The sequence below is a fragment of the Sphingomonas sp. 22176 genome, from assembly GCF_052045505.1.
Classification (GTDB): domain Bacteria; phylum Pseudomonadota; class Alphaproteobacteria; order Sphingomonadales; family Sphingomonadaceae; genus Sphingomonas.
Window position 1 is genome coordinate 490,090 of record NZ_JBQEPL010000003.1, and the last position, 25,797, is coordinate 515,886.

Here is a 25,797-nt window from a genome sequence, read left to right on the forward strand (position 1 = left end):
GGTCTTCGGGGTAAACCGACGAGCGCCTCTCTTGTATCACGATTGAGACACGAGTTTCCCAAACGCCACAAGCCCGGAAACAGGCGGAGAGCAACGGATAAATGGATACGATACCGTATCGATGTGAAACGTATCGCTTCTAACTCACTCGAATTCCAGGATCGCCGCGTCGACCGCGAGGCTCTCGCCGGGGCCGAAATGGGCGTGCTTGACGGTGCCGGCGCGCTCGGCGCGCAGGATGTTCTCCATCTTCATCGCCTCGATCACCGCCAGCGCCTGCCCCGCCTCGACCTGGTCGCCGGGCTGGACGTGCAGCCGGGTGAGCAGCCCCGGCATGGGCGCCAGCAGGAAGCGGCTCATGTCGGGCGGCACCTTCTCGATCATGTGCGCGCGATACTGCGCGACATGCGGCGGCAGCACCTCGACGATATGCGCGGCGCCGTGCGCGGTGAGTTTCCAGCCCGTGCGGGTACGATCGACCGCGGTTGCGAACGCCTCGCCGTCGATGCGGGCGAAGAACTGCGGATCACCCGCGCGCCAATGGCCGGAGACTTCCAGCGGCGCCTCGTCGCTCGACAGGTTGACCAGCAGCCCGGTGTCGCAGCCATCGACGGTCACATCGAAGCGGTGCTCCCCGATCCGCACCGAACGCTCGGTGGAAAGGGCGACCGCGCCGAGCTGGCCGGAGATCTCCGCAGCCCGCGCCGTACGCGCGAGGTCCAGCACCACCGCGACGGCGGCGAGGCGGCGAACCAGCCCTTCGTCCGCGGGCGCACCGTGGAAACCCTCGGGATATTCCTCGGCGATGAAGCCAGTGGTGAGTTCGCCCGAGCGGAAGCGCGGGTGCTGCATGATGGCGGAGAGGAAATCGATATTGTGGCCGATGCCGTCGATCCGGAAGCGATCGAGCGCCCCCACCTGCAGGTCGGCGGCTTCGTTGCGGGTCGGCGCCCAGGTGATCAGCTTGGCGATCATTGGATCGTAGAACATGCTGATCTCGGAGCCCTCGGTCACGCCGTCGTCGACGCGGACATAGCCCTGCCCCGCATTTTCCGCCGTCGGCGGCCGGTACCGCACCAGCCGGCCGGTGCTGGGCAGGAAGCCGCGATAGGGATCCTCGGCATATACGCGGTTCTCGATCGCCCAGCCGTTCAGCTTCACCTCGTCCTGGCTGAAGGCGAGCGCCTCACCGGCCGCCACGCGGATCATCTGCTCGACCAGATCGAGCCCGGTGATCGCCTCGGTCACCGGATGCTCCACCTGGAGCCGGGTGTTCATCTCGAGAAAGTAGAAGCCCTGCCCCGTCTTGTCGGCGCCCGAGACGATCAGCTCGACCGTGCCCGCGCTATAGTACCCCACGGCCCGCGCGAGCGCGACCGCCTGCTCGCCCATCGCCTTGCGCATCTCGGGCGTGACGAAGGGCGACGGCGCCTCCTCGACGACCTTCTGGTGGCGCCGCTGGATCGAGCATTCGCGCTCGTTGAGATAGACGATGTTGCCGTGCTGGTCGCCCAGCAGCTGGATCTCGATATGACGCGGGCTTTCGACGAATTTCTCGATGAACACGCGGTCGTCGCCGAAGCTGGCGAGGCCTTCGCGCTTGGTCGGCTCGAAGCCTTCGCGGACGTCCTGCTCGTTCCAGGCGAGCCGCATGCCTTTGCCGCCGCCGCCGGCCGAGGCCTTCATCATCACGGGATAGCCGATCTCCGTCGCGATCCGCACCGCATGCTCGGTATCGGCGATCTCGCCCAGGAAGCCGGGGACGACGTTCACACCCGCCTGCTTGGCGAGCTTCTTCGATTCGATCTTGTCCCCCATCGCCGCGATCGCCCCCGGCGGCGGCCCGACGAACGCGATGCCCGCCTCGGCACAGGCCTTGGCGAAGCTCTCGCGCTCGGAAAGGAAGCCATAGCCGGGATGGATCGCATCGGCGCCGGTTTCCTTGGCGGCGAGCAGGATCAGGTCGGCGCGAAGATAGCTCTCCGCCGCCGGCGCAGGCCCGAGCCGCACCGCCTCGTCCGCCATCCGCACATGCAGCGCGCGGGCATCCGCATCCGAATAGACCGCGACCGTGGCGATGCCCATCTTCTTGGCCGTGCGCATCACCCGGCACGCGATTTCGCCACGGTTGGCGACGAGGATTTTCTTGAACACTATTTTCCCCATTTCCGGAATGAGAGCCATGCGAGGGCCGACCAAAACAAAAGAAGCGGACCGACTTGGTAGGCGAAATCCCGCAGCACGACTTCTTCGCAAGACAGCTGGCCTGCCGGATCTTCACAAGGATAGCTCAAGAGGTTCATCGAGACCCAAAGAAGCGGTACATATGCAAGCAAGCACAAGGTCAAGACAATGAAGAACCCCAGTGCGAACTTGCGAGGCCAGTTCACTCCGCCGCCTCCAGCTCCACCTTGCACTCCGCTGCCATCGGCGTGATGCCGAGGCGGGCGAAGAGCGCGGCGTCCTTGTCATCGCCGGCATTGCCTGCGGTCAGCAGCTTGTCGCCGGTGAAGATCGAATTGGCGCCCGAAAGGAAGCACAGTGCCTGGGTCGCGTCGCTCATGCTCTCGCGGCCGGCCGACAGGCGGACCATCGAGCGCGGCATGGTGATCCGCGCCACCGCCACGGTGCGGACGAACTCGATATCGTCGATCTTGGCGAGCGGCGTATCGGCCAGCATGTCGCCGAGCACGGTGCCCTTCACCGGCACCAGCGCGTTGACCGGCACGCTGCCGGGATGCACCGGCAGCGTGGCGAGCGCGTGGATGAAGCCCACCCGGTCGCCGCGCGTCTCGCCCATGCCGACGATGCCGCCGCAGCACACGTTGATACCGGCCTCGCGGACATGCTCCAGCGTTTCCAGCCGCTCCTCGAAGCTGCGGGTGGTGATCACCTCGCCATAGCGTTCGGGCGAGGTGTCGATATTGTGGTTGTAGTAATCGAGCCCGGCATCGGCGAGCGTCTTGGCCTGCGCGTCGGTGAGCATACCCAGCGTCATACAGGTTTCCATGCCCATCGCGCGGACGCCCTTCACCATCTCGACGATGGCGCCCATGTCGCGATCCTTGGGGTTGCGCCAGGCGGCACCCATGCAGAAGCGGGTCGAGCCATGGTCCTTGGCCTGCGCCGCCGCCTGCAGCACCGCGCGCGGATCCATCAGCTTGGTCGCCTTGAGGCCGGTATCGGCAGACACCGACTGGCTGCAATAGCCGCAATCCTCGGGGCAGCCGCCGGTCTTGATCGAGAGCAGCGTCGAGCGCTGGACCTGGTTCGCCGGATGGTTGGCGCGGTGGACTTCGGCCGCGCGGAACACGAGCTCGGTGAACGGCAGGTCGAACAATGCCGCTATTTCGTCGCGGGTCCAGTCGGTGCGCACGGGGGATTCGAGGGTCAAGCAACTAACTCCGGTGAACGGTTACGCCGCTCGGCATAGCGGGTGAGTGCCTCGGCGTAAAAGGGCGCAGCGCGACGTTCGTGCTCGCCGCTGCCGATCCCCGCGACGGACTGGGCGACGCGCGTGACGGCACCGTGGCTCAGCCGATCGAGCGGCTCGACATGGATGCCGATGGTGAACAGCACTGCCCCGCTTTGGGGCAGGCGGCGCAGCGTCTGGCGCTCGCAGCGGACGAACAGGGTCGCGCCGGCATTCTCCGCCGTCACATGGGCGAAGCGGAGCTGGGGGTCGTCCTGCGGCAGGTAGCGCCAGGCGTCGCTCGCCACGACGAACCAGTTGGTGCGGCCGAAGATCGGACCTGGCTGGAGCGTCGTGAAGAAATGGTCGACGCCCGCGGCGAGCTGCTCGGCATAGCCATGGATGGGGGCATGGATCGGGGTGAGCGCGTGGCCGAGCTTTTCGGTGAGGTGCCAGTCGGTCGGGAAGGCGAGCGCGGCGGCGGTGAGGCGATACTGGCCGGAGGCGTCGGGCGTGAGGATGCAGAGGTCCTCCCACACGCGGCTCGCAGCCGACCGCAGGCCGTCGATAGCATCAATCCTCCCCTGCAAGGGGAGGTGGCGGGCCGAAGGCCCGACGGAGGGGTTTCCCCGGTCGAGCGGCGCCAGCACGCGTTCAGCGTCTTCACCCCTCCGTCGCTTCGCGACACCTCCCCTTGCAGGGGAGGATGGAAGGAGTTTGGCGACCTCTTCGACTGCAGCTTCCGCCTCCGGCAGCACCTGCACGCAGTCCGGTTCCGCCGCGAACACCGCCGCCCGCGCCGTCAGATCCGCCGCCGGCGTCAGCCACGCGGCCTCCGGCACGCGCACCAGCCCCATGCGCAGCGCTCCTCCACCGCGAGCGCGCGGGATCAGCGCCTCAACGGAAAAGCCCAGGCTCATTCGGCGGCAGCCTCGAGCGGCGGCATGTTGTGGCCGAGCAGCCGCAGCACGTCCGCCGCGCACTCCACCACGTTGGAGCCCGGGCCATAAATGCCCTGCACCCCGGCCGCGCGCAGCATCTCGTAATCCTGCGGCGGGATCACGCCGCCCGCGATGACCTTGATGTCGCTCCGCCCCGCTTCGCGCAGACCGCGGATCAATTCCGGGATCAGCGTCTTGTGCCCCGCCGCGAGGCTTGAGGCGCCGACCACGTCGACCCCGCTGTCGAGCGCCAGCACCACCGTCTCCTCGGGCGTCTGGAACAGCGGCCCGCTGACCACCTCGAATCCCATGTCGGAAAAGGCCGAGGCGATGACGTTGGCGCCGCGATCGTGCCCGTCCTGCCCCATCTTGGCCACGAGCAGCCGCGGCTTGCGACCGAGCCGACGCTCGACCGCCTCGACGCCGCGCACCACTTCGGCCCAGCGCGCATCTTCGGCATAGGGCGCGCCATAGACGCCCTTCACCGGCGTCGGCTGGGTGGCGTAGCGCCCGAACACGTCTTCCATTGCCGCGCTGATCTCGCCGAGCGTCGCGCGGGTACGTGCCGCCACGACGGCCAGTTCAAGCAGGTTGCCCCCGGCCTTGGCGCCCTCGCGCACCGCATCGAGCGCCGCCCGGCAGGCCACCTCGTTACGCGCGGCCTTCACCCGCTGGATGCGCGCGATCTGGCCTTCGCGCACCGCCGCATTGTCCACCTCGAGCGTTTCGAGCAGGTCTTCGCTCGGCAGCCGGTACTTGTTGACGCCGACGATCACGTCCTCGCCGCGATCCACCCGCGCCTGGCGGGCGGCGGCGGCTTCCTCGATCATCGCCTTGGGCCAGCCGGCCGCGACCGCCTTGGCCATGCCGCCTTCGGCCTCGACCCGCTCAATGATCTCCCAGGCCTTGTCGACGAGGCTCTGGGTCAGGCTCTCGACATAATAGCTGCCGCCCAGCGGATCGACGACCTTGGTCATCCCCGTCTCTTCCTGCAGCACGATCTGGGTGTTGCGGGCGATGCGGGCGGAGAAGTCGGTGGGCAGCGCGATCGCCTCGTCGAGCGCGTTGGTATGAAGGCTCTGGGTCCCGCCCAGCATCGCCGCCATGGCCTCGATCGTGGTGCGGATGACGTTGTTGTACGGGTCCTGCTCGGTGAGCGACACGCCCGAGGTCTGGCAGTGGGTGCGCAGCATCTTCGAGCGCTCGCCCTGCGCGCCGAGCTGCGTCATCACCCGGTGCCACAGCACCCGCGCGGCCCGCAGCTTCGCCACTTCCATGAAGAAGTTCATACCGATTGCGAAGAAGAAGCTCAGACGGCCGGCGAACTTGTCGATATCCAGCCCCGAGGCGACGCCGTACTTCACATATTCCATGCCGTCGGCGATGGTGAAGGCAAGCTCCTGCACCTGGGTCGCGCCGGCTTCCTGCATGTGGTAGCCGGAGATCGAAATGCTGTTGAATTTCGGCATCTTCGCGCTGGTATAGGCGAAAATGTCTGAAATGATCCGCATGCTCGGTTCAGGCGGGTAGATATAGGTGTTCCGAACCATGAACTCCTTGAGGATGTCGTTCTGGATCGTCCCTTCCAGCTTCTCCTGCGGAACCCCCTGCTCCTCGCCCGCGACGATGAAGAAGGCGAGTACCGGGATCACCGCGCCGTTCATCGTCATCGAAACCGACATCTGGTCGAGCGGAATGCCGTCGAACAGTATCTTCATGTCCTCGACGCTGTCGATCGCCACGCCCGCCTTGCCGACGTCGCCGACCACGCGCGGATGATCGCTGTCATAACCGCGGTGCGTGGCGAGATCGAAGGCGACCGAGAGCCCCTTCTGCCCCGCGGCGAGATTGCGGCGGTAGAAAGCGTTCGATTCCTCGGCGGTAGAGAAGCCAGCATATTGCCGAACCGTCCAGGGGCGACCGGCATACATCGAAGCGCGGACGCCGCGGGTAAACGGGGCGAAGCCGGGCAGCCCGGGATCGATACCCGCCACATCTTCTTGCGTATATAGTGGCTTGACCGGAATACCTTCCGGCGTTTCCCAAGTGAGACCCTTGTCCTTCACCTCCTTGGAGGCGGCGGCGGACCATTGGTCGAGCGTGGGTTTGGTCACGCCGCGTGCTCCCCAAGCGGCGTTTCCATGATCTCGGTCAGGATGCCTCCCATGTCTTTGGGATGGACGAAGAAGATCGGCGTGCCATGCGCGCCGATGCGCGGCTCGCCGAGCACTTTGCAGCCCTTGGCTTCGAACCAGGCCTTCGCCTCGTGAATGTCTGGCACCTCGTAGCAGAGGTGGTGCTGGCCCCCGGCCGGGTTCTTGGCGAGGAAGCCATGGATCGGCGAGGCCTCGCCCAGCGGTTCGATCAGTTCGATTTGGCTGTTCGGCGTGTCGACGAAACACACCTTCACGCCCTGTGCAGGCAGCTCGAACGGTTCGCGGATAACGCTCGCGCCCATCACGTCGCGATAGAAGGCGATCGAGGCTTCGATCGACGGCGTCGCAACGCCGACATGGTTGAGACGGCCGAGTTTCATCGCAGTCCTCGATCAGTGCCGCATCACAGCGGGATGTTGTCGTGCTTCTTCCACGGGTTCTCAAGCTGCTTGTTGCGCAGCTTGCGGAGCCCCAGCGCGATCCGGCGGCGCGTCGAATGCGGCATGATCACCTCGTCGACGAACCCCTTGCTCGCCGCCACGAACGGGTTGGCGAAGCGGGCCTCATATTCCGCGGTGCGCTCGGCGATCTCCTCGGGCGTCCTGCCCCGGAAGATGATCTCCACCGCGCCCTTGGCGCCCATCACCGCGATCTCGGCGGTCGGCCAGGCATAGTTGAGGTCGCCGCGCAGATGCTTCGACGCCATGACGTCATAGGCACCGCCATAGGCCTTGCGCGTGATCACCGTGATCTTGGGCACCGTCGCCTCGGCATAGGCGAACAGCAGCTTGGCGCCGTGCTTGATGATGCCCGAATGCTCCTGGCCGACCCCCGGCAGGAAACCCGGCACGTCGACGAAGGTGACGATCGGGATCTCGAACGCGTCGCAGAAGCGCACGAACCGCGCCGCCTTCTTCGACGCGTTGATGTCGAGGCAGCCGGCCAGCACCATCGGCTGGTTCGCCACCACGCCCACCGCGCGCCCCTCGATCCGGCCGAAGCCGATCAGGATGTTGCCGGCATGGGCGGGCTGCAGCTCGAAGAACTCGCCCTCGTCGAGCGTCTTCCGGATCAGCTCGTGCATGTCGTAGGGCTGGTTGGCACTGGGCGGGATGATCGTGTCGAGGCTCTCGTCGATCCGATCCCAGGGATCGTCGCAAGGCCGCTCGGGCGGCGCCTCGCGGTTCGAGGCCGGCAGGAAGTCCACGAAGTCGCGGGCTGCGAGCAGCGCCTCGATATCGTTCTCGAAGGCCACGTCAGCGACCCCCGACTTCGTGGTATGCGTCACCGCTCCACCCAGTTCCTCCTGCGTGACGATCTCGTTGGTAACGGTCTTCACTACATCCGGGCCGGTGACGAACATGTAGGACGAATCCTTCACCATGAAGATGAAGTCGGTCATTGCGGGGCTATAGACCGCGCCGCCGGCGCAGGGACCCAGGATCAGGCTGAGCTGGGGCACCACGCCCGAAGCCAGCACGTTGCGCTGGAACACCTCGGCATAGCCGCCGAGCGAGGCGACACCCTCCTGGATGCGCGCGCCGCCGCTGTCGTTGAGGCCGATCACCGGCGCGCCGACCTTCATCGCCATGTCCATGATCTTGCAGATCTTCTGCGCGTGCCGCTCCGAAAGCGAGCCGCCGAACACGGTAAAATCCTGGCTGAACACGAAGACCAGGCGACCGTTGATCGTGCCCGAGCCGGTGACCACGCCGTCGCCGGGGATCACTTGGGTCTCCATCCCGAAATCGGTGCAGTTGTGCTCGACATACATGTCGAGCTCCTCGAAGCTGCCCTGATCGAGCAGCACCTCGAGCCGCTCGCGGGCGGTCAACTTTCCTTTGGCATGCTGTGCGTCGATCCGCTTCTGGCCGCCGCCCAGACGGGCAGCGGCACGACGGCGTTCCAGTTCCTCGATCGTCGACGACATCGGCATTCTCTCCGTGGACGCGGCTTGTGCACCGGGCCATGCCGGCTTCGCAAATGCAATGTTGCAAAGTTGCAGGGGTAGAGTTTGCATACTATGCGCAGCCATGGCCTGCACCGTTCCGCCCCTGCCCCGTCGCCGCCTGTTCGAGGGCTTTCGCCTGCGCGAGTTGCGCCGCCGCCTGAACATTCCCCAGGCCGCCATGGCCCAGCGGCTCGGCATCTCGGTTTCGTACCTCTCGCAGATCGAGAACAACGATCGGCCGATTACCGACGGCGTATTGCTGGCGCTCGCCCGCGAATTCCCGGTCGAGGCCGCCGAGATCAACGGCGAGGGCGGCACCGCTGCGCTGCTCCGTGCGATCGACGCCGCGACCGACAGCAGCGTGCCCGCCGACCGGATCGACGAAGCCGATATCCGCCGCGGCATCGAGCAACAGCCGCTGCTCGCTCGCCGGATGGTGGCGCTGCACGACGCCTATCGGCGCAGCCAGGAGCAGCTGCGCGTGCTCGACGACCGGTTCGATACCGGCTCGGGCGACGCTGCACCGCTGCCCTGGGAAGAGGTGCGCGACTGGTTCCAGGCCGAGGGCAATTACATCGACGCGATCGATCGCTCGGCGGAGTTGCTCGCTGACGCCCTCGCGCTCGATGACGACAATGTGGTGCGCGCCTTCGAGGATCGGCTGCGGCTGTGGCACGGTGTCCGCGTGATCGGGGCGCAGGGTGACGGGAGCGAGCTCAGCCGCTTCGATGAGGGTGCGCGGACGCTGGCGCTCAACCACGCCCTGCCTCCGGAAAGCCGGGCCTTCCTGCTTGCGCACCGGCTGGTCCGCTACGAGTTCGCCAACGAGATGCGGCTGGTGATCGATCGCGCGGGCCTCGCTTCACCAGCCGCGCGCGAGCTGCTGAGCGTCGGCCTTGCCAACTATGCCGCGGGGGCGCTGCTGATGCCCTATGGCCGCTTCCGCGCCGCCGCCTATGAAGTCCGCCACGACATCGATCGCCTCCGCCAGCGCTTCGCGGTGAGCTTCGAGCAGGCGTGTCATCGGCTCTCGACGCTGCAGCGGCCCGGCGCGCAGGGGCTGCCGGTGTTCTTCTGCCGCGTCGACATGGCGGGCAACATCACCAAGCGACATTCGGCCACGCGGCTGCAGTTCGCGGCGCTGGGCGGTGCGTGCCCCTTGTGGATCGTCCATGAGGCGGTGGCGATCCCGGACCGCATCCTGGTCCAGCTCGCCGAGATGCCGGACGGCACCCGCTATGTCTCGATGGCCAAGGGGCTGGTGAAGCCCTCGGGCAGCTTCACCCGACCGCCGCGCCGCTATGCGGTCGCGCTGGGCTGCGAGGAGGCGCATGCGGCGGACTTCGTCTATGCCGACGCGCTGCGCACCGGTGGTGCTGCCACGCCGATCGGCGCCTCCTGCCGAATCTGCCCCCGCCTCGACTGCGACCAGCGCGCCTTTCCGCCCGCCGGATCGGTGATCGAGATCGACCCGGATCGCCGCCGCGCGGTACCCTACGGCTTCCGCTGACGCTTGCGGGCCTCGCCCGCTTCATGGCATACCCAAAGCTCAAAAATAGAATTTGGAGAGGTGCCATGGCAACCGCGCTCGCCCCTACGCCCCAGGTCAGCGACGCCGAGTGGGAGGCGCGCCAGCAGCTCGCCGCCTGCTACCGCGTGTTCGACATGCTCGGCTGGTCCGAGATGATCTACAACCACATCACGGTGAAGCTGCCCGATCAGGACGGTGCCTTCCTGATCAACCCGTTCGGGCTGCACTTCAGCGAGGTGAAGGCCTCCAACCTCGTCAAGATCGACATCGACGGCAACAAGCTCGACGATTCGCCCTATCCGGTGAACCGCGCCGGCTTCGTGCAGCATGCGCTGTTCCACCGGCACCTGCCCGACGCGCATTGCATCATGCACAGCCACACTACCGCCGGCATGGCGGTCGCGTCGCTGGAGGGCGGGCTGCGGCCGACCAATTTCTACGCGTGCAACTTCATCGGCCAGATCGCCTACCATGATTTCGAAGGCGTCACCGTCCGCGGCGAGGAAGGCGAGCGGCTGCTCGCCCATCTCGGCGACAAGCGCGTGATGCTGCTGCGCAACCACGGCATCCTCGCCATGGGTCGCACCTTGCCCGAGGCCTTCGTCAAGCACTGGGCGCTCCAGCGCGCCTGCGAAATCCAGGTCGCGACGATGAGCATGGGGCAGCCGATCGAGATTGCGCCCGAGGTGGTCGCCGTCCACCAGCGCGACGTCCATATGGCGCAGGTGCCCGGTGGCCCGGGCGCGGCGGACTTCGCAGCGATGGTGCGGCTGGTCGACCGGATCGACCGCAGCTGGCGAGATTAGCCGAAACGGAACCCGCTCACCGCCCAGCCGAGCACATGGTCGCGATAGTCGCAGACGGCAGGCCCTTCGTGGCCCGCCCCGAGCGCAACCATCAGCGGCAGGAGATGCTCCTCGCGCGGATGGGCGAACGCGGCATAGGGCAGGTCCCGCCAGGCGATGATCCGCGCTTCGCGGCGCGCGGGATCGGGATCGGTCGCGGCCTCGACCAGCGCGTCGTCCCACGCGTCGGCATAGGGCGTCGCCTGCGGGCCGCGGACGCGCAGATTGTGGAAGCTCATGCCCGAGCCGACGATCAGCACGCCTTCGTTGCGCAACGGCGCCAGCGCCTTGCCGATCGCGACATGGGCGGCGGGATCGAGGTCCGCCCGCAGCGACACTTGCACGAGCGGGATGTCGGCATCCGGCACCGCGACCTTCATCGGAATGAACACGCCGTGGTCCCAGCCGCGCTCGCGCTCGACGCCCGTCGGGAAGCCGGCGTCTTCGAGCAGCGCCTTGGCCCTGAGCGCCATCTCGGGCGCGCCGGGTGCATGCCAGCGCAGCCGGTAGGTATGCTCGGGGAAGCCATAATAGTCGAACAACAGCGGCTGGCCGTCCCCGACATGCACGGTAACGTCGCGCTCCTCCCAGTGGCCGGACACGAGCAGGATCGCGCGCGGCCGTTCGGGCAAGCTGTCGATCAGCCCGGCGAGATAGGCCTGCATCGGCCGCCACATCGGATCGGGCTGGCCGCCGTTCGGGTCCATGAAGAAGCACGGGCCGCCGCCATGGGGGATGAAGAGTGCGGGTAAGGTCATGGGCAGAATGTCGCCCGCGCCGCTGGCATCCACAATGCCGGTTTCGGAAACCCGTCGTTTCCCGCTAGGGTTGCGGCCATGACTCGGTTCACCGTCAACAATCAGCCGGTCCAGTACGACATGGATCCGCAGACGCCCCTACTGTGGGCCCTGCGCGACGCCTCCAACCTCACCGGCACCAAATATGGCTGCGGCACGGGCGATTGTGGCGCCTGCACGGTCGATATCGACGGCGCGGCGCGGCTCGCCTGCCGCGAGACGATCGGCGCGATCGAGGGCACCTTCGTCACCACCATCGAGGGGCTGTCCCCCGATCGCAGCCATCCGGTGCAGCAGGCCTTTCTCGCCGCAAATCTCGTCCAGTGCGGCTATTGTATTCCCGGGATGGTGATGGCGGCATCGGTACTGATCCGCACCAATCGCAATCCTTCGGAGGAAGACGTTCGCCAGGGCATTCCCAATATCTGCCGCTGCGGCATCTATCCGCGGCTCGTCGAGGCGATCCGCGATGCTGCACGGATTGCCCGCGGAGACCCGGCGGAAGACGCTTGAAAGCTTTCAATCTGCTGACAAGCCAATTCAGAACCGGCTCAGCCGCGCGCGCGTATCAAGGCAGTATCGGCACGGCGACTTCGCCGATGCCACGGGAGATTGGTTCGATGAAGAGGATGCTGTGGGCGGCTATCGCCGCCGCGACCGCGCTGATCCCTGCCGCCGCCATCGCGCAGGAGCGCGGTGAGCATCGCGGCAATGGGGGCTGGATGCGCCCCGACAACTTCCGTCCGCAGGGCGGCCAGGGTGGCCAGGGCTGGCAGCGCCCCCAGGGTCAGCCCCAGGCACAGCCCCAGCCGCAGGATCGTGGCAATTGGCAGCACCCCCAGGGTCAGCCGCAGAACGGCGGCAACTGGCAGCGCCCACAGGGCAACCCGGGCTGGATGCGACCGCAGGGGGCGCCGCAAGCCATGGATCGCGGCGACTGGCGCCGCCCCGACGGGCAACCGCGTCCTGCCTTCCAGCAACCGCAGGGGGCGCCGACCCCGGTGCAGCCGCAGCGCGACTGGCGCGGTGGGCCGCGTCCGGACTGGCAGAACCGCAACCCGCAGGCCTGGCAGGATCGCCGCTGGGACGATCGTGGCCGCCCGCAGTGGAACGGCACCCGCGACTGGGGCCGCCGCGACGGCTATCGCGGCTGGAACGATCGTCGCGACTGGGATCGCGCCGACCGCTGGCGCGGCAACGGCGGCATCTGGAACAATGGCTGGCGCAACGACCATCGCTACGACTGGCGCTCCTATCGCGACTATAACCGCAGCCTCTACCGCCTGCCGCGCTATTATCCGCCGGCACGCTGGAGCTACGGCTATCGTCGCTTTTCGATCGGGTATCGGCTCGACACCTTCCTGTTTTCGCAGCAATATTGGATCAGCGATCCCTATTCCTATCGCTTGCCCGATGTGTGGGGCCCGTATCGCTGGGTTCGCTATTATGACGACGCGCTGCTGGTGGACGTCGATACCGGCGAAGTGGTCGACGTGATCTACGGCATCTTCTGGTGAGCGAGACGGGGGTCGGCAGCCATGCCGGCCCCTTCCGCTTGCAATCCCCCGAAGGCGCGGCAAAGAGGTTTGCCGTGAGCAAGACCAACCCCAACAGCAAGGGATCGCCCTCCCCCGAACGGGCAAGGATCGGCCGCGAGGTCGCAGCACGGCTGGACGCCAACCCGAACGTGCGCCGCGCCAAGGTAGAGCTGGCGCAGGTCTATACCTATCCCGATTTCTTCAGCGACGCCGAGTGCGACATGCTGATGGCGCTGATTGACAGCAATGCGCGCCCCTCGACGCTGCTCGCCGCCACCGACGATCCCGATTATCGCACCAGCCACAGCTCGGATCTGTATCGCTGGTCGCCCGACGTGCTGGCGATCGACAATCGCATCGCGGACCTGCTCGGCATCCCGGTCGAGAATGCCGAGACGATGCAGGGCCAGCGCTATGCACCCAACCAGCAGTTCCGCGCGCATTGCGACTATTTTCACGAAGACAGCGGCTATTGGGACAAGATGGTGGAGACCGGCGGCCAACGCACCTGGACCGCGATGGCCTATCTCAACACCGTCGAGGAAGGCGGCGCCACCTGGTTTCCGCGCGCCGGCATTCGCTTCAAGCCCAAGCGGGGCCTGCTGGTGATGTGGAACAACATGCTCGCCGACGGCAGCCCGAATTACGACACGCTGCACGAGGGCATGCGCGTGGTCGAGGGCACCAAGTACATCATCACAAAATGGTTTCGCGAGCAGGCCTGGATCAAGGCGCCGATCCAGACCTATCGCTCGGGCGTGGTCGACGCCGACTGAGCCTCAGGCGGCGCGCGGCGGCCAGAGCTGGCCCGCGCGCCCGCGCAGCACGTCCGCTAGCGTATAGCGCCGCAGCACGTCCATGAACGCGCGCCGGGCCTCGGCGAGCACGCCCGGCAGGTTGCAGCCCCGGACCAGCCGGCAGCCGGTACAGTCGACCATGGCGCAGCGTGGCTCGGTCACGTCGAGCACCGCGCCGATGTTGATCTCCGCCGGATCGCGCGCCAGCCGGATCCCACCGCCGCGGCCACGCACCGCCTCGATATAGCCGGCATGGGCTAGGCCATTGGCGATCTTCATCAGATGCGTGGCCGAGATATCCTGCTCTTCCGCCACCGACGCGATCGAGACGCGCCCTTCCCCGCTACTGCCCAAATGGATCAGCAGACGCAGCGCGTAATCACTGTGGCGGGTCAATTGCATGCAACATCTTCTTAGCTGGCGAGCCCTGCAGATGCATGCGGAAGACTACGTAGGTTTGACAAGTGTCAAAGTGACGGCGCCGGGCCTCGAATAACTGGATTTGATATTCAGCTTTATCGGAGACCGGCGATGTACTGCGTCCAGTGCGAACAATCGAACAAGGGTGGCTGTGCTGCCAAGATGGGCTCCTGCGGCAAGACCGCGCAGGTGGCGGAGCTGCAGGACGTGTTGTTGCGGGTGATGCAGGGCGTGTCCGTCTACGCCGATCGTGCCGCCGCCAAGGGCGCGCGCGATGCCGTGGTGGATGCGTTCACGCCGCACGCCTGGTTCACCACGCTCACCAACGTCAATTTCGACGACACGCGCTTCGTGCCGCTGATCGCCCGCGCGCTCTCGATGCGCCAGCGGGCGCGGCTGCTTGCCGAGACCGCAGACGCCGATCTCTCCTCGCTCCCCGAGCCTGCGCTGTGGAGCCCCGGCACTACGCCGTCCGAACTCGCCGCCGCGGCACCTTTCGCCGCGATCCAGCGCTTCCTGGACTGCGACGGGCCCAGCATCGTCGGCCTGCGCAACCTGATCCTCTACGGCCTGAAGGGCACTGCCGCCTATGGTGAGCATGCCCGCGTGCTCGGCTTCGAGGAGGATGCGATCAGCGCCGAGTTCCACCGCATCGCCGCGTTCCTCGCGACCGATCCCACCGATGTCGACGCGCTGCTCGGCCATGCACTCGCGATCGGTGCGCTCAACCTCAAGGTGATGGAACTGCTCGACGCCGCCAATACCGGCCGCTTCGGGCACCCGGAGCCGACGGTGGTGCGCATGACGCCCAAGGCCGGCAAGTGCCTGCTCGTCTCCGGTCACGACATGGGGGATCTGGAGGCGATCCTCCAGCAGACTGAAGGCACCGGCATCCGGGTTTACACCCATGGTGAGCTTCTACCGGCAAACGCCTATCCTGGCTTGAAGAAGTACGCACATCTCGCCGGCAATTACGGCGGCGCCTGGCAGGACCAGCAGAAGGATTTCGACGCCTTCCGCGGCGCAATCGTGATGACCTCCAACTGCCTGATCAACCCCAACCTCAAGGGCTATGGCGGCCGCATCTTTACCGCCGGTCCGGTCGGCTGGAACGGCTTGCCGCATCTGGTGGACCATGACTTCGCGCCCGCCATCGCCTGTGCGCTCGCCCAGCCCGGCTTCGCCGAGGACGCGCCCGAGCAGACGATCACCATCGGCTTCGGCCGCAACACGGTGATGGGGGTCGCCGACACGCTGCTCGGCATGATCGGCAACGGCGAGGTGAAGAACCTGTTCCTGATCGGCGGCTGCGACGGCGCGCGGCCGGGGCGCAACTATTTCCACGACCTCGCCATGGCGACGCCCAAGGACAGCCTGGTCCTCACCCTCGGCTGCGGCAAATTCCGCTTCAACCGCGAGGATCTCGGCACGATCAACGGCATCCCGCGGGTGCTCGACATCGGCCAGTGCAACGACGCCTATTCGGCGATCCGCATAGCCACCGCGGTCGCCGAGGCGCTGAACGTCGGCGTCAACGATCTGCCGCTCCATTATGCGATCAGCTGGTTCGAGCAAAAGGCGACCGCGGTGCTGCTGACTATGCTGCATCTCGGCCTTCGCCGCATCCATCTGGGGCCGACGCTGCCGCAGTTCCTCACGCCCGAGGTGCTCGGCATCCTGGTCGACAAGTTCGACATCCGCCCCACGGGCGATGCCGCGACCGACCTCGCGCACATGCTCGAGGCAGCCTGAGCGACCCGGCCCCGCCCGGCGCGCCGGGCGGGGAATCGGCCCATGCCCCTCGACAATCGGCCACCCCCCAGCCACATCGGGGGCATGTCCCCTGCCCTCAATGTTCACCATTCTATCCTTGGCCAGCCCTGGCGCTGGCGCGGCCTCGCCGCCGATGCGCGCGACCCCAATTTTGCCCCCGACGACCTGGTTACTCAGCTGCTGCTCACCCGCGGCGTCGATCGCGCCGATCTGGAGCGCCACCGCACCCCCAGCATCCGCGCCTTCATGCCGGACCCCTCGATCTTCCGCGACATGGACCGCGCCGCCGAGCGCCTTGCCGACGCGGTGGAAGCGCGCGAGCAGGTCGCGATCTTCGGCGACTATGACGTCGACGGCGCCACCTCCGCGGCGCTGCTGATCCTGCTGCTCCGCGAACTCGGCCTGGAAGCCACCCCCTATATCCCCGATCGGCTGATGGAGGGCTATGGCCCCTCGGGCGAGGCGCTGGTGCGGCTGAAGCAGCAGGGCCACGGGCTGATCGTCACCGTCGATTGCGGCGCCCAGGCGTTCGAGGCGCTGGCGATGGCGCGCGATGCCCATGCCGACGTGATCGTCGTCGACCACCACAAATGCGCGACCGAGCTGCCCGTCGCGCACGCGCTGGTGAACCCCAACCGGCTCGACGAAGCCGAGGGCGCCGAGCACGGCCATCTCGCCGCGGTCGGCGTCGCCTTCCTCCTCGGCGCCGCGCTGGTGCGGACGCTGCGGGCGCGCGGCTATTTCGCCAGCCGGCCCGAGCCGCGGCTGCTCGAGCTGCTCGATATCGTAGCACTGGGCACCGTGGCCGACGTGGCGCAGCTCAAGGGGCTCAACCGCGCCTTCGTGGCGCAGGGCCTCAAGGTGATGGCGCAGCGCCGCAATATCGGCCTCGCCGCCCTGATCGAAGCCTCCCGGCTGACCCGCGCGCCGACCTGCACCGATCTCGGCTTCGCGCTGGGGCCGCGGATCAACGCCGGTGGCCGCGTCGGCAAGTCCGACCTCGGCGTGCGCCTGCTCACCACCCGCGATCCCGCCGAGGCCCGCGCCATCGCAGCGGAACTCGACCTGCTCAACGAAGAGCGCCGTGCCATCGAAGCCGAGGTCCAGGCCGCGGCCGAATCGCTGTGCCTCGTGGACGACAACCGGATGGTCGCGCTGGTTGCCGGTGAAGGCTGGCATCCCGGGGTGATCGGCATCGTCGCGGGGCGGCTGAAGGAGAAGTTCGGCAGGCCGGCGCTGGTCATCGCCATCGGCGAGGACGGGATCGGCAAAGGCTCGGGCCGTTCGATCCCGGGTGTGGACCTGGGCGCGGCGGTGCTGGCGGCCAAGGACGCCGGGCTGCTGATCGCAGGCGGCGGCCATGCGATGGCCTGTGGCGTCACGGTCGCGGCCGAGGGCGTGGAAGTGCTCGCCGCGTTCCTGGAGGAGCGTCTCGCCGCGCGCATCGCCGTCGCACGCGGCGAACGCGCCCTGCTGCTCGATGCGGTGCTGAGCCCCGCGGGCGTGAACCCGATGCTGGTCGAGGCGATGGAGGCCGGCGGCCCCTATGGCATGGGCTGGCCGGCGCCGCGAATCGCCGCGGGTCCGGTGCGGGTGATCAAGGCCGATGTGGTCGGCACCGGCGGCCATGTCCGCGCGATCGTCGCGGGCGCGGACGGGCAGAGCCTGAAGGCGGTCGCCTTCCGCCAGGCCGATTCGGACCTGGGCCAGGCGCTGCTCTCTGCCCCCTCCCATCGGCGGCTCTGGCTGGCGGGCCGGGCGAAGATCGACACCTGGGGAAGCCGCCCCGCAGCAGAATTGCACATAGAAGATGCTGCTTGGGCAGATTGAGTGCTTGACGGCTGCGAAATCGCCCCCTATTCGGCCGCTCCACGCCAAGCAGTTGGCCCCTTCGTCTAGCGGTTAGGACGCGGCCCTTTCACGGCTGAAACACGGGTTCGATTCCCGTAGGGGTCACCATCGTCAAGCGGAAATTGGCGCAATTTCGCCATTTCGGGCGATCTGGTGAATGCCGGCCCCACTTTTTGTCCCACACTTTTTCGTAGCTCTAGTGGCATCCATTGGAATGCCCTCGGAGCGCGTTGATTTCTCGCGGGAATGGCTTTCAGAATCGAAGGTCGTGCGACCGCGTATGGGCCGACAGCAGACGGGCAGATTTTATGCGCGCTAATGGCAAGTAGTCGCTCGCGAGCAACGCTCATTTAGCTAGATCGAAATAAGCCGTACAAATATGGTTGGCTGGATACGTAGCAAAGCTCAGGACCAGTACGTTTGCCTAGACCCCTTATCGTCGTCGAACCGCAGCGTGCTTTCGTCGCTCTGGCTGGCGGCGGAGCGAAAGGGTTGATCCATGTCGGCGCACTACGCGCACTGGAAGATCGCGGCGTGGCATTTTGCGGTCTTGCGGGAACATCGGCGGGAGCGATCGTCGCCGCCCTCAAGGCTGCGGGCTTTTCGTCGCGCGAAATGCTCGATCCGGATGGCGGGCCGACGATCATGGATCAGCTCCGCGAGATCGATCCAGAAATCAGCCGGGCTACCGACATATTTGGGAGGTCCGGCTGGGCACGCGTGTTGGGATTCCGCTGGGCCGCAAGCCATGCGTGGTTACTGCGCGTGGCCTGCGGCGCGATCGGCCTGATCCTGCCGGCCGGGCTGATCATTGCCGGTGCCACGCGGTCCTGGCTGGCCATTTCCGCCGCGGTGTTGTTGACCCTGTTGCTTGCTGGTTTGGCGGCATTGGGGGTACGGTTCTTTATCGGCGGGCTGGCTGATGTTGGTCGGTTTCGTGGTGCGCTGGGCGTCCTTTTGCAACGCCGGCTCTTTCCAGACGAACCCGAACGTATTGTGACAATGGGCGATTTCGGGAAGGGCGACCGGCCGACGCTCAAGATCGTCAGCGCCAATCTGAGCAAGCGGCGGCTGCACCTCTTTTCGCCCGAGCGCACGCCGGAGGTAGCGGTGGCCGACGCGGTGGCAGCATCGATTTGCCTCCCGATCATTTTCCAACCGTGGCAGGTCGGACAGTACTCGTTCGTGGATGGCGGTATCGTCTCTAATCTCCCGGCGTGGCCGTTCGATGAGGAGCGAGAGCTCGATCCCGAGGCGCTGACAATAGCCGTCGAAATCGCCGATACGTCCAATGCCCCACTTATCAGCCGGTTCAACTGGCTACCGTCGGCGATCCGAACGGCGCTGTTTGGCTCGGGCGAGCTGAATTTGCGGGTATCCGGCCAGGCAGAACAACTTGTATTGGAGAGCAGCCTCAAGCTGTTGCAGTTCGATCTATCGCTCGAGCAAGCAAGGCAGGAGGTTCGCGACGGTGCGGCGGCAGCGCGCGTCCGGCTCGACAAAAGACTCTTCCGCCGCCCCGAACTCTACCGCGATGCCTGCGAGCTGACGCGCGGTCTCGCCGAGGACGTATTGGAAACAGCGCTCGGCATCGATGCAAAGCATATACGCGTGGCTATCGCCGTGCCCGACAAGGACTATCATCATTCGCTGCGACTGAGGTTCTCGACTGGCTACGAGAGGCATGCAGACGAGGGCATGCTCGTCCCTATCGACGGTTCGGTTCTTGGCGAGGCTTGGCAGTCGCAGGAATCGCGATTCGAACTCGCGCCTTTTCCGCAAAATCTCGATTTGCCCGGCCCGGCCAACCGGCTACGGCGCAAGTTGCGCTGGCCCAAACTGGCATGGCAGCTTTGCATCCCCATATTGGACGAGAACGGCCGCGCTCGCGTCGTCGTTCACATCGGCGGCGACGCGAAGCTTCCGCCCGACGAACGACTGGAAGTCGCGGTCACCGAGATCGAAAACGCTGTGAACGAGTTCTTTCGTCTGATAATGCATGAGTTGGTCGAACTGGAAGATGGCCATGACTTGGAAGAGCACCACCTTTAAGAAATCCCCGCAGAACGGCCGGTTCGTCGTCAAGGGTAGCAAGGCGTCCGCTGGCGGCGGTCCAACGATCGGCGGCAAGGCCGACGCTAGCGCGCCTGCAGATCCGAAGGGCAAAGGTTGGTCGGTTTCCAGGGACGGCGGGTCGATACCACCCAAAGGCCTCGGCGAGGTCAAGCTGGCAACCGCGCAGGCGGTGGCCAAATATAAAGGTGCGATGTCGGGAGTCGTTCTTGAGGCTAAAAAGATTGCCGAGGAACGCCGCGAGACGTTGGACTCGATCAAGGATCCAGAGCTCAAGCGCAGTGCCGCTCGCTGATCTAACTGACAGCGTTAGCTGACGCGCATGGTTGTCATCGCTGTGGGCCTTGATCTGGTGGAAACTGATCGCTTCCGGTTGCTCTATGGCAAACTCGACCCCGACGTACTCGACCGCGTCTTCACCCCCCGTGAACAAGCGTTCGACGGTACCGATGCCGAACGGCTAACGCGGCTGGCTGCGCGGTTCGCGGTAAAGGAGGCGGTTTTAAAAACGATCGGCGGACTGCAGGATGGCATTTCTTGGACCGATGTTGAGCTTCTGTCGGACGGAGTGTCCACGCCCCGGGTCTCCGTGACGGGGGGGGCGCGCGATGCGGCCATCGCGCGCGGCATTTCAGACTGGCTGATCAGTCTGACGCACGGTGCTCACAGCGCAGCCGCCGTGGCGCTGGCAACCGGCGCAGCAGGGACGTAGCGCAGTGTCCGGGCTGTGCGATCGACTTCGAGCGCGCCGCCATGCGCGGCGTTGAGATCCCGCCAGGCCGCGAAGCTTTGCACGATTGCGCTTTGCCACAGGGCCTCGGGCTGATCTTTGACCTCGAGATGAGCGCACATGCCGCGGATCGTCTTCAACAATGCCTCATCGACGCCGCCCGCTCCTTCGAGAAAATTATGGTTGCGGCCATAGTCGAAGATGAGCGCCGCAATACCCTCCTCGATCACCGCCGCGCGGCCGCCGTCCTCAACCTCGTCGAGCTTGGCAATGCTCTTTCGTTTGCGGCCCAGAAGCTTGCGCAGGACAGGTGACCAGCCCAGCACCGCGACGAAGCCGGCGTGGAACACGTCGTGGAAGCGGTAGCCGTCATCCTCATGGGCATTGTCGGTCAGTTCCGCGCCGACCTGGACGCCATTGAAGAGGGTCCTTGCAATTACTCTGTCGCCATCTACCTGCTGCACGAATGTCAGCGTGAAGCGGTCGGGAAAGCTTTCGGCCTCGACCCCGCAAGTGCCCAACGTGACGCCGCTTTGTTCGCCGAACCGCGCGCGCGTTTTGGCGAGGTTGGCAGCAGCGATGTCCTCTAGATCGAGGCCATATTTGCTAGCGACGTTGGCGATGTACCACAGAATGTCGCCGAGCTCCTCATGCACGCGATCAACGAAGCGCACATGGCTTGGACCGTCGCGAAGCCATTTCTTATACTCGGAGAGCAGCTGGCCCGCCTCACCGGCGAGCCCGAGCAGCGGGACCAACTGCGCCGCGTCCGCACCGTTTAGGCCGGTGCGGTCTGTTTCGAGGGCATGGGACTGATAGTTGGCGAGTTCCATCGATCTGTCCTTCTAGAGAAGCTGGCCGGCGCGCGCAGTGTCGACCGGCAGTTTGTCGTTGAGCCCCCATTTGGGCGGGAACCAGACGCCGTGCGGAGAGGGCAGCGGCTTATAGATTTGCTTGATCCTGGTGCGGCCCGAGACGCCCATCACATCGGGATGGGCAACCCGCGCATATTTGCTGATCTCGCAAAACAGGTTTTGGCAATCGATCAGCTGAAGCGGCCGCCCCCATAAGCTTTCGAAATCGAGCCCAAGCCGCTCGAACTCGCGATTTTGCCGATCGTGCATGAATTCGATGATATCTTCGGCGAGATAGTCCGATGCGTTGTCGAAGCATTTGGCGATGCCATCGCGCGCGCCAGGGCCAGCGACCACGAAACTATCCTCGGGGAAGTCGATCACCGTGCCGTAGTTGAGGTCGATCGCAAGCTGAAACGCGAGGAAATCGCCGAGCGACGGCAATTGCTTTAGGAGCGCGAACACTTCACCTAGCGAGCTCGCGCCGCCGAGCCCGTCGATCAACTTCCCGCCCACAGCCGTGCGAATGAGATGCAGGTGACCGCGATGCTTGACCCCATCGCCGCCCGGCCATTTGACCGGCGGGATGATATACGCCGCGGAATAGAGCTTGCCGCCACTGCGCATCGCTGCGGACAGGAGCTTGTCAAACCGCGCAAAGTCGAAGGTTTCCCAACGCAGGTCACCAAGCTGGTCTTCGAGAAGCTGCCAGGTCTCAATCTTGTTGAACAGCTTGAACAAGAGGATGCGGAACAGCTGCTCGCGCGGGTCCATCGAGCGGCCTTCGCCATATATAACCTCGCGGATCAAATACTGGCTAACACGGTCTGCCGCGCGATAGACGTTGGTGAATCGGTGGCGCAGCAGGATAGGATCATCGGTCCACGGTGCAGGATCGCCGCGCAAGCGGCGGAAGAAGATCGCCTGGCGCTCGGCGGCGAAGCGCCAATAGCTGTCAAAGACAGCGGTCGGACGGAGGCCGGCAAATCGGTTCGTGTCTCGGAAGAAAGCGGGGGAATGTTGGTCGGTCATATCAGGCGGCTCGGCCAATCCCCTGCGCGGCGGCCAGTTCAGCGCGAACCGTGGCGAGCATGGCGGCGAAGTCAGCGTCGGTCTTGCCGATCTTGTCCATCTTAGCGATGCCGACGAAGATGTTGAGCCTCTCGAGACGGCGGTGCATCTGCGACGCCATGAACGCGCCGAGGCGCGCGAGCCCCAGATAGTTGCCATAGCCTTTGTGAACGATCTGCTGGGTCGCGTAGAAGGCGTTCACGACCAGCCCGTCATCGCCCGAGAAGGTGAAGCTGACCTGTTGCAGACAGGGGAATTCGAGCTGCGCGGTGGTGAGCATATCGCGGTACGGATCGAACGTCGTCGCCTGCCATTTCGAGCGGCGGCCGCTCGGATTGCGATCATATTCGTCAAGGATCCAGGCCAGCTGGTTCTTGCCCACGCCACCGCCTTCGAAGTCAACCATGCGCTGGAAATACGAGCCGCGCTTGTTGTTTTGGGGGTTGTAGTCCTGGATGCGCTGGAACGCCTCGCGGAACATCTCGAATAAGACCATGCGGTTGCCCTCCGACATCAGCCAGTAGCGCTGCGGAAAGATCGTCCACGCGACATTCTCGACATCGCGCTTGCCCTTGGCAGCAAGCAGCGTGTCGATCGCGGCGCGGATCGCTGGAACTTCAGCCGGCGTGCCGTCATCAGCGAAGCCCGTGATCGACAGGCTGAGCGGCGAGATCGCGTCCACGCCCGGCCGCGCAAGGCGATCGAGCACGCTGGCCCAGCCCAGCGAAAGGTTGGCGGCGACGATGGTTTGGGGTTCGGCGATCTTACTCATCGGGATCCTCCATGAAGCGATAGTTGGCGGGGCCGATGAAGCGCGCGGGGGCGACACGCGCCTCGATCTGCCAGTCCGGCGTGGTCACGGTGGCACGACCGCGGCCGACCGCGTCGTAGACATCATAGCCTTCGATGGTCTGGCGCGGGGTCAGCACGGCGCCATCGATCGTCGCCCCGCGCGGCACGGCCAGCGCGTAGCCCTCATCGAGATCCACGCTGGCCGATTTCTGACGCGCATCGAGCAGGACCAATCCCTCGGCATCGTCGTCGCTGAGGACCCGCCTGCGGATACGTTGAGGCGTCCATTTACCCAGCTCGATACGGCTATTTCGCGGCATATCACCGAGCGTCATCGAAAGGTGGGTGAGCAGGGTCTCATACCCAACCCCGAACTCGCTGGCGATCGTGAGGATCTGGAGTGGATTGGCGGTCTCGGGCTTCCACCCCCGGCTGTTGAATGCGCGTCGCATAGCGATCGACGGCATCAGCAAGAAGCCAGCAAAGGCATTGGCGAGAATCTCTTCAGGGATTTCGCTGTCCTGCCGGTCATCCGATTTAAGCTCGTCGATCGTCGAGCCATGGCCGAACCAGTGATGCCCGATTTCATGCGCGCAGGTAAAGGCCTTGCGGGCGAGCGGGCGCAGCGCCGAGAGCATGATGCGCGGCGGCGTTCCTTTCTGGTAGAACCCCTCCATGCTGACCGGCAGGAAGCGGACCCTGATACCAAGCGCTTCACCGATCGCATAAGGATCGACCGGCGCAATCTGGTCGAGGCCGAGCTGCTCGCGCACATCGGACGCAGCCTGAGCACCATCGAGGATAAGGGTCCGCCGGTTCATCGCTCAGTCCTTGGTCTCGTCGTCGGTCCGCACTGCGGCCAGCGCGCGCAACAGACCGTCCAGAGCGTCGGGCGACAATTTGGCCAGTTCGCGCGCGGCGAGCTGGAGTTTGGGGTCATCCATCGCCAGTTTGTCCGGGGCCTCACCCAGCAGATAAGCGGTGCCGACATCGAAGATCTCGGCGAAGCGGCCGATTTCGTCGGCGCTGACCCGGCGGTTGCCGGCTTCGATCTCACTCACGGTCGGGCGATGCATCCCCATCAGCTTGGCAACCTGGCCCTGACTGAGACCGGCAAGCTGACGGGCTTCACGTACGCGCTGCGCGATGAGTTGGCGCTGTTCGGTCTCGGAGGTCATTCCGCCGCGACCGCATAATGCTGCTCGGCGACGTGTGAGCAAATAACTTCGGCCGACTGGTTGATTGTTAGCAACGGCCCCCCATTTTTTCCACCGAACACATGAACGTCATTGTCGATCTTCACTCCAAGCTCCTTGGCAATCCATGATGTGGCCACCGGCCAAACCGTACTGTCGAACTGTTCGAGAACCCGACGCGGGATGTCACCACCCGCCAAGCTCGGACAGGGCAATCCGCTTACGTCCTGAACTTTCTGCAGCGTCTTGACGATCGCCGCTCTGGCTTCATCTAGAGTCATAGACACCTTCCTTACGGATGGTAAGATAATCTTACCTCCGTGGCATTCAAGAGGCTGGTGAAATTTGCCCTGCAGGCGAAAGGCGTCTGCAGAATCCAGAAATCGCTGTCCGCGCTGGCGCCAGTCAGCCAAAGGTCGCTAGCGGGCTCGAACACCGCGCAGAAGCGCTCCATGCGCGCGGTCAAGTCGGCGAGCAGGACTGTCGAAACGAGCCAGTCGATCGCCGCGAGCGATGTCTCGTCGCGCCAATCCTGTCCCACCCTGTTGGCGATTGATATTGGATTTCACGCCCTGGTGGCGTCTCGCTTCGAACGCGATCGGCGCGAAGGCAAATTTCGCTCCAGCTGCAGTCGTATCGCATACCCTCGAACACCGTCGTCGCGACATGGGCGGGAAACAAGCGACCAGCGATCTTGCGCCGGTCATCCCAGCCCGGCTGGGTTGTCCTCCATCACCATGTGGACCACGCGGCGCCCACCGGGGGGTCATGTGGTCGAGGATGGGGCAGCGTGCGGACGTCGCGAACGTTTACCGGACCAGCCCCGCCGATGTGGCGAGGAACCCGTTCGGCCCCGATCCGCGGGATCCGGGCGAGCAACCTATCGGGCGGGCACCGCCGGACATCTACGTCCCCGACCTACGGTTGGGTTCGGGGATCGTCACAGGCCAGCCGACGGAGGGGATCAAGACAACTGCCGGATCGGCCATCTTTACTGGCGATTCAAACAATGCTCTTTGAAGCGCTGGCGAAAAGAATCGCCGTATTTGGATGTATAATATGTTGGTGT

25 protein-coding genes and 1 tRNA gene are annotated in these 25,797 nt (G+C 65.5%); 11 read left to right on the forward strand and 15 right to left on the reverse strand.

The genetic code is table 11. The features are described 5' to 3' along the window. Positions 1–144 precede the first annotated feature (144 nt). The 6 genes from ACTJKY_RS14220 to ACTJKY_RS14245 form a co-directional block, all read right to left on the reverse strand. Complete coding sequence (locus ACTJKY_RS14220) at positions 145–2,154, reverse strand: ATP-binding protein (RefSeq protein WP_440846774.1); 2,010 nt, start codon at positions 2,152–2,154, stop codon at positions 145–147. Positions 2,155–2,386: 232 nt separating this feature from the next. Next, entirely contained in the window at positions 2,387–3,394 is a 1,008-nt protein-coding gene (bioB, locus tag ACTJKY_RS14225; protein ID WP_440846775.1) for a biotin synthase BioB, read from the reverse strand. After that, positions 3,391–4,332 (reverse strand): heme-dependent oxidative N-demethylase family protein, encoded by a 942-nt coding sequence (locus ACTJKY_RS14230; protein WP_440846776.1) that lies wholly within the window; start codon positions 4,330–4,332, stop codon positions 3,391–3,393. Before ACTJKY_RS14230 ends, bioB begins: the two co-directional genes overlap by 4 nt. Then, on the reverse strand, positions 4,329–6,467 hold the full coding sequence (gene scpA, locus ACTJKY_RS14235; protein ID WP_440846777.1) for a methylmalonyl-CoA mutase: 2,139 nt from the start codon (positions 6,465–6,467) through the stop codon (positions 4,329–4,331). Before scpA ends, ACTJKY_RS14230 begins: the two co-directional genes overlap by 4 nt. Then, positions 6,464–6,889, reverse strand: a complete 426-nt coding sequence (gene mce / locus ACTJKY_RS14240) for a methylmalonyl-CoA epimerase (RefSeq protein WP_440846778.1) — start codon at positions 6,887–6,889, stop codon at positions 6,464–6,466. Before mce ends, scpA begins: the two co-directional genes overlap by 4 nt. A 23-nt stretch (positions 6,890–6,912) precedes the next feature. Next, complete coding sequence (locus ACTJKY_RS14245) at positions 6,913–8,439, reverse strand: acyl-CoA carboxylase subunit beta (RefSeq protein WP_440846779.1); 1,527 nt, start codon at positions 8,437–8,439, stop codon at positions 6,913–6,915. 103 nt (positions 8,440–8,542) lie between these two features. On the opposite strand from ACTJKY_RS14245, the gene ACTJKY_RS14250 reads away from it, so the two are divergent. Both ACTJKY_RS14250 and ACTJKY_RS14255 read left to right on the forward strand, forming a co-directional pair. After that, positions 8,543–9,970: a helix-turn-helix domain-containing protein gene (locus tag ACTJKY_RS14250; protein WP_440846780.1), complete on the forward strand. Its 1,428-nt coding sequence runs from the start codon at positions 8,543–8,545 to the stop codon at positions 9,968–9,970. A 65-nt stretch (positions 9,971–10,035) separates the two neighbouring features. Continuing rightward, the gene (locus tag ACTJKY_RS14255; protein ID WP_440846781.1) at positions 10,036–10,797 is read left to right on the forward strand and encodes a class II aldolase/adducin family protein; all 762 of its coding nucleotides are present in this window, start codon (positions 10,036–10,038) and stop codon (positions 10,795–10,797) included. Here ACTJKY_RS14255 and ACTJKY_RS14260 read toward each other — a convergent pair. Next, positions 10,794–11,594: a DODA-type extradiol aromatic ring-opening family dioxygenase gene (locus tag ACTJKY_RS14260; RefSeq protein ID WP_440846782.1), complete on the reverse strand. Its 801-nt coding sequence runs from the start codon at positions 11,592–11,594 to the stop codon at positions 10,794–10,796. The genes ACTJKY_RS14255 and ACTJKY_RS14260 overlap by 4 nt on opposite strands. 78 nt (positions 11,595–11,672) lie before the next feature. Between ACTJKY_RS14260 and ACTJKY_RS14265 the strand changes: the two genes are divergently transcribed. The 3 genes from ACTJKY_RS14265 to ACTJKY_RS14275 all read left to right on the forward strand — a co-directional run bounded on the left by ACTJKY_RS14265 (position 11,673) and on the right by ACTJKY_RS14275 (position 13,947). Continuing rightward, entirely contained in the window at positions 11,673–12,146 is a 474-nt protein-coding gene (locus ACTJKY_RS14265) for a (2Fe-2S)-binding protein (protein ID WP_440846783.1), read from the forward strand. 107 nt (positions 12,147–12,253) lie between these two features. Next, positions 12,254–13,150 (forward strand): RcnB family protein, encoded by an 897-nt coding sequence (locus tag ACTJKY_RS14270; RefSeq protein ID WP_440846784.1) that lies wholly within the window; start codon positions 12,254–12,256, stop codon positions 13,148–13,150. A gap of 74 nt (positions 13,151–13,224) precedes the next feature. Continuing rightward, positions 13,225–13,947: a 2OG-Fe(II) oxygenase gene (locus tag ACTJKY_RS14275; protein WP_440846785.1), complete on the forward strand. Its 723-nt coding sequence runs from the start codon at positions 13,225–13,227 to the stop codon at positions 13,945–13,947. 3 nt (positions 13,948–13,950) lie between these two features. On the opposite strand, the gene ACTJKY_RS14280 is transcribed toward ACTJKY_RS14275, so the two are convergent. Beyond that, positions 13,951–14,370: an RrF2 family transcriptional regulator gene (locus ACTJKY_RS14280; RefSeq protein WP_440846786.1), complete on the reverse strand. Its 420-nt coding sequence runs from the start codon at positions 14,368–14,370 to the stop codon at positions 13,951–13,953. A 129-nt stretch (positions 14,371–14,499) separates the two neighbouring features. Here ACTJKY_RS14280 and hcp point away from each other — a divergent pair, with 129 nt between their 5' ends. The 6 genes from hcp (at position 14,500) to ACTJKY_RS14310 (ending at position 20,797) form a co-directional block, all read left to right on the forward strand. Continuing rightward, positions 14,500–16,140, forward strand: coding sequence for a hydroxylamine reductase (hcp, locus tag ACTJKY_RS14285; RefSeq protein ID WP_440846787.1), 1,641 nt, complete (start codon positions 14,500–14,502; stop codon positions 16,138–16,140). A gap of 84 nt (positions 16,141–16,224) precedes the next feature. Next, positions 16,225–17,991 (forward strand): single-stranded-DNA-specific exonuclease RecJ, encoded by a 1,767-nt coding sequence (gene recJ, locus ACTJKY_RS14290; RefSeq protein ID WP_440846788.1) that lies wholly within the window; start codon positions 16,225–16,227, stop codon positions 17,989–17,991. A 54-nt stretch (positions 17,992–18,045) separates the two neighbouring features. Further along, positions 18,046–18,120: transfer RNA gene (locus tag ACTJKY_RS14295), tRNA-Glu, on the forward strand. A 312-nt stretch (positions 18,121–18,432) separates the two neighbouring features. Further along, entirely contained in the window at positions 18,433–20,064 is a 1,632-nt protein-coding gene (locus ACTJKY_RS14300; protein ID WP_440846789.1) for a patatin-like phospholipase family protein, read from the forward strand. After that, positions 20,039–20,380 (forward strand): hypothetical protein, encoded by a 342-nt coding sequence (locus tag ACTJKY_RS14305; protein WP_440846790.1) that lies wholly within the window; start codon positions 20,039–20,041, stop codon positions 20,378–20,380. The genes ACTJKY_RS14300 and ACTJKY_RS14305 overlap by 26 nt, the downstream gene beginning before the upstream one ends. A 27-nt stretch (positions 20,381–20,407) precedes the next feature. Continuing rightward, positions 20,408–20,797: a holo-ACP synthase gene (locus ACTJKY_RS14310; RefSeq protein ID WP_440846791.1), complete on the forward strand. Its 390-nt coding sequence runs from the start codon at positions 20,408–20,410 to the stop codon at positions 20,795–20,797. On the opposite strand, the gene ACTJKY_RS14315 is transcribed toward ACTJKY_RS14310, so the two are convergent. Genes ACTJKY_RS14315 through ACTJKY_RS14345 form a run of 7 tightly spaced genes read right to left on the reverse strand, consistent with a single transcriptional unit; the run spans position 20,749 to position 25,269 of the window. Further along, complete coding sequence (locus ACTJKY_RS14315) at positions 20,749–21,648, reverse strand: nucleoside triphosphate pyrophosphohydrolase family protein (protein ID WP_440846792.1); 900 nt, start codon at positions 21,646–21,648, stop codon at positions 20,749–20,751. The genes ACTJKY_RS14310 and ACTJKY_RS14315 overlap by 49 nt on opposite strands. 12 nt (positions 21,649–21,660) lie before the next feature. Further along, complete coding sequence (locus tag ACTJKY_RS14320) at positions 21,661–22,701, reverse strand: nucleotide kinase domain-containing protein (RefSeq protein ID WP_440846793.1); 1,041 nt, start codon at positions 22,699–22,701, stop codon at positions 21,661–21,663. Between the two features lies 1 nt (position 22,702). Further along, complete coding sequence (locus ACTJKY_RS14325) at positions 22,703–23,512, reverse strand: thymidylate synthase (RefSeq protein WP_440846794.1); 810 nt, start codon at positions 23,510–23,512, stop codon at positions 22,703–22,705. Continuing rightward, on the reverse strand, positions 23,505–24,353 hold the full coding sequence (locus ACTJKY_RS14330) for an ImmA/IrrE family metallo-endopeptidase (protein ID WP_440846795.1): 849 nt from the start codon (positions 24,351–24,353) through the stop codon (positions 23,505–23,507). The genes ACTJKY_RS14325 and ACTJKY_RS14330 overlap by 8 nt, the downstream gene beginning before the upstream one ends. Positions 24,354–24,356: 3 nt before the next feature. Next, on the reverse strand, positions 24,357–24,710 hold the full coding sequence (locus tag ACTJKY_RS14335; RefSeq protein WP_440846796.1) for a helix-turn-helix domain-containing protein: 354 nt from the start codon (positions 24,708–24,710) through the stop codon (positions 24,357–24,359). After that, on the reverse strand, positions 24,707–25,009 hold the full coding sequence (locus ACTJKY_RS14340; protein WP_440846797.1) for a hypothetical protein: 303 nt from the start codon (positions 25,007–25,009) through the stop codon (positions 24,707–24,709). Before ACTJKY_RS14340 ends, ACTJKY_RS14335 begins: the two co-directional genes overlap by 4 nt. 11 nt (positions 25,010–25,020) lie before the next feature. After that, complete coding sequence (locus ACTJKY_RS14345; RefSeq protein WP_440846798.1) at positions 25,021–25,269, reverse strand: hypothetical protein; 249 nt, start codon at positions 25,267–25,269, stop codon at positions 25,021–25,023. Positions 25,270–25,797: the final 528 nt, after the last annotated feature.

Excerpts from the sequence above, each read along its gene's own strand:
- ACTJKY_RS14230 (WP_440846776.1), bottom strand. The coding sequence starts at position 4,332 with ATGAGCCTGGGCTTTTCCGTTGAGGCGCTGATCCCGCGCGCTCGCGGT.
- mce (WP_440846778.1), bottom strand. The coding sequence starts at position 6,889 with ATGAAACTCGGCCGTCTCAACCATGTCGGCGTTGCGACGCCGTCGATC.
- ACTJKY_RS14245 (WP_440846779.1), bottom strand. The coding sequence starts at position 8,439 with ATGTCGTCGACGATCGAGGAACTGGAACGCCGTCGTGCCGCTGCCCGT.
- ACTJKY_RS14250 (WP_440846780.1), top strand. The coding sequence starts at position 8,543 with ATGGCCTGCACCGTTCCGCCCCTGCCCCGTCGCCGCCTGTTCGAGGGC.
- ACTJKY_RS14255 (WP_440846781.1), top strand. The coding sequence starts at position 10,036 with ATGGCAACCGCGCTCGCCCCTACGCCCCAGGTCAGCGACGCCGAGTGG.
- ACTJKY_RS14260 (WP_440846782.1), bottom strand. The coding sequence starts at position 11,594 with ATGACCTTACCCGCACTCTTCATCCCCCATGGCGGCGGCCCGTGCTTC.
- ACTJKY_RS14265 (WP_440846783.1), top strand. The coding sequence starts at position 11,673 with ATGACTCGGTTCACCGTCAACAATCAGCCGGTCCAGTACGACATGGAT.
- ACTJKY_RS14270 (WP_440846784.1), top strand. The coding sequence starts at position 12,254 with ATGAAGAGGATGCTGTGGGCGGCTATCGCCGCCGCGACCGCGCTGATC.
- ACTJKY_RS14280 (WP_440846786.1), bottom strand. The coding sequence starts at position 14,370 with ATGCAATTGACCCGCCACAGTGATTACGCGCTGCGTCTGCTGATCCAT.
- hcp (WP_440846787.1), top strand. The coding sequence starts at position 14,500 with ATGTACTGCGTCCAGTGCGAACAATCGAACAAGGGTGGCTGTGCTGCC.
- recJ (WP_440846788.1), top strand. The coding sequence starts at position 16,225 with ATGTCCCCTGCCCTCAATGTTCACCATTCTATCCTTGGCCAGCCCTGG.
- ACTJKY_RS14305 (WP_440846790.1), top strand. The coding sequence starts at position 20,039 with ATGACTTGGAAGAGCACCACCTTTAAGAAATCCCCGCAGAACGGCCGG.
- ACTJKY_RS14310 (WP_440846791.1), top strand. The coding sequence starts at position 20,408 with ATGGTTGTCATCGCTGTGGGCCTTGATCTGGTGGAAACTGATCGCTTC.
- ACTJKY_RS14315 (WP_440846792.1), bottom strand. The coding sequence starts at position 21,648 with ATGGAACTCGCCAACTATCAGTCCCATGCCCTCGAAACAGACCGCACC.
- ACTJKY_RS14320 (WP_440846793.1), bottom strand. The coding sequence starts at position 22,701 with ATGACCGACCAACATTCCCCCGCTTTCTTCCGAGACACGAACCGATTT.
- ACTJKY_RS14325 (WP_440846794.1), bottom strand. The coding sequence starts at position 23,512 with ATGAGTAAGATCGCCGAACCCCAAACCATCGTCGCCGCCAACCTTTCG.
- ACTJKY_RS14330 (WP_440846795.1), bottom strand. The coding sequence starts at position 24,353 with ATGAACCGGCGGACCCTTATCCTCGATGGTGCTCAGGCTGCGTCCGAT.
- ACTJKY_RS14335 (WP_440846796.1), bottom strand. The coding sequence starts at position 24,710 with ATGACCTCCGAGACCGAACAGCGCCAACTCATCGCGCAGCGCGTACGT.
- ACTJKY_RS14340 (WP_440846797.1), bottom strand. The coding sequence starts at position 25,009 with ATGACTCTAGATGAAGCCAGAGCGGCGATCGTCAAGACGCTGCAGAAA.